The organism is Actinoplanes sp. ATCC 53533 (assembly GCF_003947245.1).
This window is the reverse complement of sequence record NZ_QHHV01000375.1, coordinates 1-5,313: the sequence shown is the minus strand read 5'-3', so window position 1 is coordinate 5,313 and position 5,313 is coordinate 1. Positions and strand designations below refer to the sequence as shown.

The following is a 5,313-nucleotide window of genomic DNA, read 5'->3' as shown; positions in this document are numbered from 1 at the left end:
GATTCGCGAGCACGGGCGAGACCGCGGAACCCTGCGGGGTTCCTCGGTCCCGGGCCTGCAACGAGCCGTCGGGCAGCATCAGCGGCGCTTGCAGCCACCGCCGGACATACAGCACCACCCACGGCAGGTCGGTGTTCGCCTCGACTGCCTTGACCACCAGGTCCCACGGCACGCTGTCGAAGAACTTCCGGATGTCGAGATCGATCACCCAGTCCGTCTTCCAGCACCGCGAGCGGCAGGTGGCCACGGCGTCGAGCGCAGACCGCCGAGGCCGATAGCCATAGGAGTCCGGATGGAAGATCGGTTCGGCCTTCCGCTCCAGTTCCATAGCCACGACCGTCTGGGCGATCCGATCGGCCACAGTCGGCACGCCCAAGATCCTCGTGCCACCCCCATGAGCCTTCTCGATCTCCACCGCACGCACCGGCGGCGGGAAGTACGACCCCGAAGACATCCGATTCCAGATCTTGTACAGATTGTTCTTCAGATCCGTCTCGAACTGCGCGATCGTCTGCCCGTCCACACCGGGTGCGCCCTTGTTCGCCTTGACTTTCTCCCACGCCTCCCAGACCACCCGCTTCGAAATCTGAAACGGCCTGTCTGCTGCCTTCAACTCGCCCACCCGACTCCTCCCGGAGAACATCCGGTTGATCGGACAGACCAGCCACGGACAACCCGGTCCCTTCGCTCCGGCTCCATTACAGAGCCCTCGCCGCTACTACGAACCGGTCCGCCGGCGCGCCCGGCATCGGTACTCAATCCCTCACGGTGTCGCCGCTTGGGACGCTCCCTCACCCCAACCCGAACGAGCCGGGCGTATCCGGACACGCCTTCTCCTGTTCCACACGGAAGCCGCAGACCAGGCTCACGTCGTCTACATGCCGGACACCACCTGGCCAGAAGACGGCCCACCTTCCAGGCTTGTCCCGGGATCCATTTGACACCCCGGTTTCGATGTCGTCTGTATCTGTTTCGACACGTCAGCAACGATTCACTCGCGTTCGTCTTCCTGGTCCCCACCTGACGCCTCTCGGGCGCCTTTTCCTCATCGCTCACCACGACGGTCTTCAGCCAACGCAGCATGAGGTGGTTTGGAGCCTCCCGCCGCCGGGCGACTCCGAAGGGCCAAACCTTCATCATCCGTGCAGCATCGCCTCGGAAACTCGACCTACCGAACCTCCTCAACGTTCAGGACACACCAAACGACAGATGTACGGCCGCGCCGGATTCGACCTGCTCCGTAAGCGGATCCCACTGGCCTCATAACGATGAGCCCAACCGATCAGTCCCCGCAGAACCACAGGTACAGGTGCTGACCTTCCACAACCACCGCCGCGAGGCGGCGGATCTCCTCAGCGGCCGGCTCGGGGATCACACCGGGAGGCAGCCGCTTCAACTCTTCCACCAGGATGGGAATCTGCCGCTGGTTGAGACAACGACCTTCACGGCCGCAAAGATCAATCACGGTCTTCGCACCAGAGCCGAGAATGGAGCCCGGATGAGCACGCCAGCTGACGGAGCAGGTCTGTCATGGCGCTGGCCACGTTGAGCTCGCTGCGGCGGGGCCGCTTCCGTCCGAGCAGGTCGCGTTAATCGCGAACGGTGTGGGGGTCAGCGGCATCTTCGGCGGCCTGGCCGGCATGGTCAACGGCGCGCTGACCCTCGGCGCGATGACCGCGGCGTACCCGTGGCAGAAGCTCTATGCCGGCGACCCGCGCTGGCCGGTCGCGGTGCTGCTCGGCCAGGTCCTGGTTGCCGTGGTCGTCGGCGGCCTGTATGTGTGGTGGCCTGCGGCCACCGAGGCGGCCCGGCTGCGCATCGGCGGCGGTGATCCCGTCGTCGAACCGTTCGTAGCGGTCCATCCGGCCGTCGGTGACCTGGAACAGTGAGCCGATCCGGAAGCTGTCTCGCGGCTCACCCCGTGCCGGGATCCCGCCAGCGGGCCTGCTGCTCGACCACCACCAGGCCAGCACCGCACCACCCACCAGCGCAGCACCCGCGCCGAGAAACCCGAGCGGCCCAGCCACTCGCTGAGCACCGCGCGGGGAGCGCTGCCCCGCCCGCGCGGTCCCGCGACGTCGACCCGCTCCCGGCTCAAGGACTCGACGCGGGAGCCGTCCCCGGCGTTGACCACCGCCAGCCACTGCTCGACCACGCCGAGCGCTCCCGGGAGCTGTATCGCGTTCGTCATGAGGCCCACGGCAGTCCCGTACCACGCAGGTTTACCCGCTTCTTCCACCCCTGGGTTGACGCCTCAGCTCCACGGACGAGAGACCGTACTCCCACGTTTTCCACACCCCTCGGGAGAGCACATGACGAGAGTCCGCAGAGCCGCCATCGCCTTCGTGGTCGCTACCGGAGCGATTCTGGCCGCAGCGAGTCCGGCCGCCGCGGCGACCAACGACAGCTTCGGTACGTCCACCAACTATCCCCCCAGCAAGTGCAGCAATCCCAACAGCCCCGCCGGTGCAGTCGACTTCGTCGACTTCGGCCCCGGCGCGCCCGGCGGCGGCAACAACGACGACTACCTCGAGATCAAGGATCTGTGCGGCGACGGCGACGGGGTCCGTGCCTACGCCTGGCTCAACGGGAAATACCTCGGCACCCGGCACAACGGGCTGGCTTCGGGCAGTACCGTCACGTGGGATCCGTTCCCGGACGGCAACGTGCGGGGCGGGGACACCGTCAGCCTGAAGGTCTGCTCGGTGAATGGGTTCGCCGGGACGCCGTACAACTGCGCGGAACTGGCCCACAAGAGCGTGGACGGCTAGCGCGGCCAGGCCAGCGGCGGACGGGGTCATACCAGCCAAAACATCAGGCGAACCCCGCCTAGCGGCTTGACAAGATCAGACGGACCCCGCGCGTAGGCGTTGTGGGTGTGCCACGCCTCTTCACCGCTGATCTTGAAGATGGCGGGAGATTCGGTCGCTTCGAGGCTGCGGAGCGGGAGGTCCCGCCGAGGCCGTGGCTTGGCGGCCGCGCATCCTAAGTAAGTTGACATACATCAATTGAATGACCGGTGGCGAGCCTCGGCCCGGGCCCGGTCCAGCAGCGCGATCGCCTCGTCGTACGAGGTCACGTAGTACGCCGCCATGCCGGAACCGGAGCCCATCCGCTGCATCTGCATCGCGATCAGCGGGTCGGCCACGATGTGCACGGTGGCTTCGGCGCCCTGCTCGACCACGAGGCCCATGAGCCGCCCGTGGACCTGCTCCACCGCCGGGTCGCGCACCGGCCCGAGCCGGCTCATGTCGACGATGTTCCACCAGCCGGGCCGGTTGCCGGCGATCAGCGCGCGCAGGTCGGCCTCGTACTGCCCGGCGAACGCCATGTCCCACTCGCCCTCGATGGTGAAGTGCATGAAGTTCTTCTCCCGGTCCCAGCCGTGGATCGTGTAGCCGGCCGGGACGCTCTGCTGCCGGGGCAGGCTCAGCCAGCCGATGCCGCTGCGCAGACTGGTGCCCAGCCGCTGCACCTCCACGACGACCCGGCGGCTGACGTCCGCGGCGTCGGAGGTCGAGCGGGCGAGGTCCGCCACCTTCGCCGCGGCGTCGGCCACCCGGGTGATGTCGCCGGAGATGCCCGCGGTCATCCGGTTGAGCTCGGCGGTGGTCAGGGACTGCTCCTCGACCGCTGCCGCGATTGTCTGCTGGAACTCGGCGACCCGGCCGATGGCGCCGCTGATCTCCCCGATCGCGACGACCGCGGTCTGCGAATCGCGCTGGATCACCCCGACGGCTGCGGAGATGTCCTCGGTGGCCCGGGCGGTCTCCTGGGAGAGGTCCTTGACCTCGCCGGCCACCACGGCGAAGCCCTTGCCGGCGTCACCCGCCCGGGCCGCCTCGATAGTGGCGTTGAGCGCCAGCAGGTTGGTCTGCCCGGCGAGCTGCGTGATGACGCCGACCACGGTGCCGATCCGGTCCGAGGACTTCTGCAGACTGGCGACCCAGGTGGTGGTCCGCTCGACGACCGCAACCGCCTCGGCGATGCGTGTGGAGGCGTCGGTGGTGGTCCGGGAGATCTCCTGGATCGCCGCGGCCATCTCCTCCGCCGAGCCGGTGATCGCGGCGACGCTGCTGGACACGGAGGCGGCGGACGCGGCGATGGTGTCGGCCTCCGTGCTGGTGCTGCGGGCGCCGGCGATGATGCTGTCCCCGGCCCGCCCCATCTCCTCGGCGGCCACGCCGATCAGGTCGGCGGCCGGTCCGCTGGGTGCCAGCCGGGTGGCGAGGGCCGCGACGGCGGTGTGCAGTGCCGCGGCCGCGTCGCCCACCGGGGCCGTGCCGTCGGTGTCCAGCTCACCGCGTTGCAGCGCCTGGGTCATGGCGGTGACCGCGGCGAGATTCTTCGCCGTTCGACGGGCAGCGCGCTGCTGCCAGGCGAGCAGGACGGTGCCGGCCACGGCGTACGCGATCAGGGCCGGAGCCAGCCCAGCACCCCGGTCGACGCCGATGGTGAGCACCACGCCCGCACTCAGCGCGAGAACGATCCCCGGCGCGCCCCCGAACCCCGCCATGAGCCTTCCGTTCCTCGCCCGGTCTATACCGTAAGGCTAGGCTTTTCCGCCTCGGGCCGCTGGCCAACCCGAAAGACTCAGTTCTGTGAGCGCTCCCAGCCCGATACCGATCGCGCTTGAGCTGGATATTCAACTTGCCGGCAACACCTTTACGTGGCAGTTGTCATCCGCATACTGTGAGCGCTTCCAGTGACGGTCATGTCGTCGGGGTCGAGCCCAGCGCATTCCTCCACCGGGGGCGCCGGCGCAGAGCAACACCGCGACAGTCGCCGCCCCGCTCGACCCCACCGTTGCTGGCAGGGTCATTGCGTTCTGGGGTTGCTGCTGATCACGGCGGTGATGAGGTCGTGGGGGCGGCGGTTGGCGCGTCGGGTGGCGCGGGCGATGTTGGTGTCGCCGCTGATGCGATGGAAGCCGATCGCGGTGTTACGCAGGGTTGCCATGACGGCGGGTCCGTTACCGGTCCGGGCCTGATGTGAATCTTCACGGAACGTGACATCTCGTACGTGGTGCACGAGATTTTCGATTAGCCACTCGGCCCGAATCCATCGCTGCAGGTCGATCGGGTGGGCGTCGGTGGCGGGCAGCGAGATGGTCAGGTACGCGGTCTCGCGGGTGGTCTTGCCGCTTTTGGTGGTGGTGCGGGTCCGGGTGATCCGGATGGCCTGCTCGGCGTGGGGAAATCCGATCCCACCGGGCGTGTGCAGGGTGATGGCCTTGACGGTGCGGGTCTCCCGGCGGCCGTGACCGTGGTCGCGGGTCTGATGGCCGATCGGGACCTGCGCCCAGGGCAGCGT

At 68.1% G+C, this 5,313-nt stretch carries 6 protein-coding genes; 2 read left to right on the top strand and 4 right to left on the bottom strand.

What is annotated here, in order from left to right; all coding sequences use genetic code 11:
* On the bottom strand, positions 1-622 hold a 622-nt coding region (locus tag DMB66_RS57535), incomplete at its 3' end, for a reverse transcriptase domain-containing protein (RefSeq protein WP_255441627.1).
* A 660-nt stretch (positions 623-1,282) separates the two neighbouring features.
* Positions 1,283-1,465, bottom strand: coding sequence for a hypothetical protein (locus DMB66_RS57525; RefSeq protein ID WP_125812412.1), 183 nt, complete (start codon positions 1,463-1,465; stop codon positions 1,283-1,285).
* A 139-nt stretch (positions 1,466-1,604) separates the two neighbouring features.
* On the opposite strand from DMB66_RS57525, the gene DMB66_RS57520 reads away from it, so the two are divergent.
* Together DMB66_RS57520 and DMB66_RS57515 are read left to right on the top strand one after the other, a co-directional pair.
* Entirely contained in the window at positions 1,605-1,889 is a 285-nt protein-coding gene (locus tag DMB66_RS57520) for a hypothetical protein (RefSeq protein ID WP_125812411.1), read from the top strand.
* Positions 1,890-2,312: 423 nt separating this feature from the next.
* A complete protein-coding gene (locus DMB66_RS57515; protein ID WP_125812410.1) occupies positions 2,313-2,771 on the top strand; it encodes a hypothetical protein in 459 nt (152 codons plus the stop codon).
* A gap of 233 nt (positions 2,772-3,004) precedes the next feature.
* Here DMB66_RS57515 and DMB66_RS57510 read toward each other — a convergent pair whose 3' ends face one another.
* Together DMB66_RS57510 and DMB66_RS57505 are read right to left on the bottom strand one after the other, a co-directional pair.
* Positions 3,005-4,516: a methyl-accepting chemotaxis protein gene (locus tag DMB66_RS57510; RefSeq protein WP_199753259.1), complete on the bottom strand. Its 1,512-nt coding sequence runs from the start codon at positions 4,514-4,516 to the stop codon at positions 3,005-3,007.
* Between the two features lie 302 nt (positions 4,517-4,818).
* On the bottom strand, positions 4,819-5,313 hold a 495-nt coding region (locus tag DMB66_RS57505; protein ID WP_125812409.1), incomplete at its 5' end, for an ISAs1 family transposase.